The following is a 1,806-nucleotide window of genomic DNA, read 5'->3' on the forward strand; positions in this document are numbered from 1 at the left end:
ATAGGTGGACGACTTTTAAGCCGCCCGCAGCAGGACAATCCAGCCGCTACCGTGGACTAATTTTGCACCGCCGTTCTAACCCAGGACGCTCAACTGCCGGAATTCTGGAAGCGCCGCCCTGTCATCGTTCTTTCCTTCAGGTCCACGCTATATGGAGCCGTGACGGTGGTGCCTTGCTCCACGCAGGCCCAGCCGGACAACCGGGCGGCTTTCCCGCTACGCACGACGATCGACGGCCGGGCAGCTTGGGCGATTTGCGATAAGCCGACCACGGTAGCCGTCAGTCGTCTTCTCCCTGATAAGAAGGGCATCGTCCGAATGCCGGAAGACGAGTTTCACGAGATGCTGGCGAAGGTGCTGGACTGGCTGCCCAAGTTGCCATCTGGAACGGAATGAATCGGATTCCGTTGAAATCAGAGTGGCCCGCTGCTATATAGAGATCACATGCGGCCCTGAGAGGGTGTCCGTTGCCCCGCAAGGGGCACTACGTGCCAAGGGAGCTTCGCGGCTCCCTTTGGTCGTCTATGGCCCTGCCACGCATCCATGCACAAATCCAGAACATTACCTGCCCTTCCGTGTGCCAACCGTGTGACATGGAAGATATAGGAACGCTTGGGAATGGCAGGTGGAAACAGTGGAAACCGTTGGAATCACTTGGCTTTGCCTGTCATGCCCGGACTACCGTTGTCGGCACATGAAAAAGCCCGGCATAACCGGGCTAATCACATGAAATCATTACTGATTTTTGGTTGCGGGGGCTCGCAACTACCGATACCGACATTCGCTGATGGTTTCTGTGTGACGCTTGGCGCCACCGCCGTACCCAGTCTCGTCATTCGGGTTTGAGTACGCGACTTTGCACGCTTCCACATACACCTTTTCACTTTCGCGCAATGACCGCTTCGCGCCCCCATTCCCGCCGTTCAGACCGCACTTTTGATTTCCCGAAACCTGCCAGTCCGCTTTGGCCGCCGTCAAAGGCCATCTGGGTGGTTTCCTGCCGGTCCGCTTGCGGCGCGAAAGGTGGTTATATGGACGCGCAGACAGTCAACCCGCGCCGGCCATTGCGCCCCAAATCGCTGTTCAGCCAGAGGGGGCGACACGTTTCTGCTGGCTACTCCTGTACCATGAATCCCGCCGGTGTCTCACTCTGGAGGTATGGCTCGATAAAGCTGTGCAAGAGGTCAACCTGATTGATCACCGCGGTGTGCGAGGTCGCCGGCAGGATCGCAAGGCGCGATCCAGGGAGCGGTTGGCCCATGTCTCCCATCACGCCTCCTCCCAAAAGCCGGAACATCGAAACGCTATGCTCGAGTGTTGAGACATCGGCATCGCCCGCGATAATGAGCACCGGTGCTTGAAGTGCCCTGACATCGGCTTCCCAGGCCATAGGCTCTTTTTCCAGCGCGATTAGCTTCTCGACGAGATCATTAAACCCATCCTTGTTTGGCGCGAGCTTTTGCCATTCGGCCTCCATCGGGCCGCCAACGAACATCTCCGGAGACATGGTGGGGATCATCTCCCGGAAAGCTGGCTGCCAGCCGGTCGCATCATAGGCAATCGAGGCACCGATGAGTTGATCGACCTTTTCCGGATGGCGGATGGCTAGCTGGAGCCCGGCGGCAGCCCCCATCGAGTAGCCGAATACATCAGCCCTCTCGACGCCGACTGCATCCATAAAGGCGGCCGCGTCGTCGGCAAGATTGGGATACGTGATTGGTCGGTTGTGAGAACGGCGGTGCAAAATTAGTCCACGGTAGCGGCTGGATTGTCCTGCTGCGGGCGGCTTAAAAGTCGTCCACCTAT

At 58.3% G+C, this 1,806-nt stretch carries 2 protein-coding genes; one reads left to right on the plus strand and one right to left on the minus strand.

What is annotated here, in order from left to right; translation table 11 throughout:
• Positions 1 to 93 precede the first annotated feature (93 nt).
• On the plus strand, positions 94 to 396 hold the full coding sequence (locus DVH29_RS16025; protein ID WP_114647186.1) for a type II toxin-antitoxin system PemK/MazF family toxin: 303 nt from the start codon (positions 94 to 96) through the stop codon (positions 394 to 396).
• A gap of 718 nt (positions 397 to 1,114) precedes the next feature.
• On the opposite strand, the gene DVH29_RS16030 is transcribed toward DVH29_RS16025, so the two are convergent.
• On the minus strand, positions 1,115 to 1,806 hold a 692-nt coding region (locus DVH29_RS16030), incomplete at its 5' end, for an alpha/beta fold hydrolase (protein ID WP_114647187.1).

The organism is Pelagibacterium lacus, assembly GCF_003345525.1.
Classification (GTDB): domain Bacteria; phylum Pseudomonadota; class Alphaproteobacteria; order Rhizobiales; family Devosiaceae; genus Pelagibacterium; species Pelagibacterium lacus.